We start from the raw sequence: 2,363 nt of genomic DNA on the forward strand, positions 1-2,363 counted from the left end.
GCTTCATACGCAGGCCATCCCTCGTTCACACGCTTGTCCAATTCCCCGAAATGAAGCAATAAAGGGGCAGTTATTTGGTTAATATCCTCCGATGGCTGCCCCCCATAAAATGGGACTGCAGCCCCTAAATCGGGAATTTTAACTGCCATCATATTGGAAATCCATCCGCCAAAACAAAAACCAACGACCCCTACATGACCATTGCAGTTTGGGTGGGATTTTAAATAGTCAAAGGCAGCGATGAAATCTTCCAACATTTCATTCCTGTCCCGCTTGCGTTGCAGCTCACGGCCATCGTCATCATTTCCGGGATAGCCGCCCAAGGGCGTAAGGGCGTCAGGAGCCAAGGAGATGAATCCGGCTAGTGCGGCCCGCCGACCCACATCCTCGATATAGGGATTCAAGCCTCGATTTTCATGTACCACAACGATTCCGGGAAGTTTACCCGTGGCATCAACCGGTTTAGAGAGTAATCCTTTTATAGATCCCCCGCCTTTTGGCGAATCGTAATGGATGTACTCCGATTTTAAGCGTGGATCATCTTGCTGTATCTGTATTTTTTTGACGTAATCCGGGGAGATAAAGCTTAACAAGGAGGGTAACGTAAGTCCCCCGACGGCATAGGTCGATAGTTTGTCCAAAAACAGCCTTCTGTTTACCCTATTGTGGGCGTAATCGTCATAGAGGTCGAACACCTCTTGTTTAATGTCTTCTTTTTTCAGTTTTTTCATAATCGTCCGATTTTTATTTTATAACGTGTTTCATAAAATTTTCTTTGTAGGCCCTTCCGATGGGTATGGCCGTCTTTTTATCTAAGTGAACCCGATTACCGATGATTTTATCAATTTTTAGGGTATTGATAATATAGGATTTATGAATCCTGATAAATCGCTTGGAATCTAGATAATCTTCCCAAAACCGAAGGGGTTCCTGTGATAAATGTTTGTTAAGATCCGTATGGACTTCGGTATAATCCGCATCTGAATGTATGAAAATAATATCGGAAATATCGATTTTAATATGTTCATAACCCGATTTGATAAAGATAATATTTGGAGAAGTTTCCCCTATCGACGAATTTCCGATCTGTAGGTGCTCCGATTTTGGTGGGGGTACTTTGGAAACGGCCTGTACAAAACGTTCAAAGGAAAAAGGTTTTAATAGATAGTCGACCACATCGTATTCATAACTTTCCAAGGCATAGTCAGAAAATGCGGTAGTTAGAATAACCTTGGGGTGTAGACTCCTGCTCTTTAAAAAATCAATACCGGAAATTTTGGGCAAATGAATATCCAAAAAAATAAGATCGACCGTTTCGGTCTTTAAAAAGTCTATCGCCTTTAGGGCATCGGCAAAAGTACCTTTTAAATCCATGTTCCCTATATCGGCAATGTACTTTTTAAGCACGCGTTGTGCCGGTGGTTGATCTTCGATAATGATGCAACGTATCATGCCAAGTCTGTTTTTAACTGCATTTTCAATACTACCGAATATAGCCCTTTTTCATCGTTTATAGTTAAGGTATGGGAGTTGGGATATAAGAGTTGCAGTCTTTTTTTAACATTCTGGAGACCTATACCTTTCGAAAGACTTTCGGTGTTCCCCAAGGGACGGAACGAATTTTTACATTCGAATTCCATCATCCCATTGTCGGTTACCTTGATAGCGATATCGATAAAAATATTATCCGATTGGCTTGCAGTACTGTGCTTAAAGGCATTTTCAATAAAAACAGTCAGGATCAAAGGGGCAATCTGGTATTCGGATTTGATGTTTTCCGTTTTAAAACTGACCTTACCCCGTTCTTCGATTTGGAGTTCGTTCAACTTTGTAAAATTTTCGAGGTGTTCGATTTCCTTGGGAAGGGACACGAATTTTTCTTTACAATCATACAACATATAACGGAGAACCGAGGAAAGTTCAAGAATAATCGATGGTGTTTTTGGCGATTGGGCAATAGCGTAAGAATAAAGGTTGTTCAGGTTGTTGAACAAAAAATGAGGGTTGATCTGGGATTTGAGGAATTGCAATTCACTTTCCTTATAGGAGGAGCGCAATTCTTCGACCTCCAGCTGTTTTTTTGAAGCATCCCAGGCAAATTTAAAACCTGCCAAAATAGTGATGATCGGCATTACATCCAAGAGGCCATAAATCACACCTTGAAACCTAGAACCTTTGGTATCGGGGTAGTATATTTTCTCGAGGACCATTTCTTCGATCAACATAATGACAGTGATAACCACTATGGCCGAAATGATGAAACTTATATAGTGTTTCCTATAGAACAATCGGGGTAACAATGCATAATTGATAATGAAAGCCCCTACGGCATAATTTATAAAGGAAAATATTTTGAATTCTTG

General features: G+C 40.7%; 3 protein-coding genes. All 3 read right to left on the reverse strand.

What is annotated here, in order from left to right; all coding sequences use genetic code 11:
- The coding region (locus WBM98_RS01485; protein WP_424364246.1) for a dienelactone hydrolase family protein at positions 1 to 731 on the reverse strand (731 nt) is incomplete at its 3' end.
- Positions 732 to 744: 13 nt separating this feature from the next.
- Complete coding sequence (locus WBM98_RS01490; protein ID WP_424364247.1) at positions 745 to 1,452, reverse strand: LytR/AlgR family response regulator transcription factor; 708 nt, start codon at positions 1,450 to 1,452, stop codon at positions 745 to 747.
- Positions 1,449 to 2,363: sensor histidine kinase (locus tag WBM98_RS01495; protein ID WP_424364248.1), on the reverse strand; the 915-nt coding region annotated here is incomplete at its 5' end. The genes WBM98_RS01495 and WBM98_RS01490, both read right to left, overlap by 4 nt.

Source organism: Maribacter sp. (assembly GCF_049667165.1).
Classification (GTDB): domain Bacteria; phylum Bacteroidota; class Bacteroidia; order Flavobacteriales; family Flavobacteriaceae; genus Maribacter_A.

What these genes read in the sequence shown, in the direction of transcription:
- WBM98_RS01490 (WP_424364247.1), bottom strand. Translation starts at nt 1,452, where the DNA reads ATGATACGTTGCATCATTATCGAAGATCAACCACCGGCACAACGCGTG.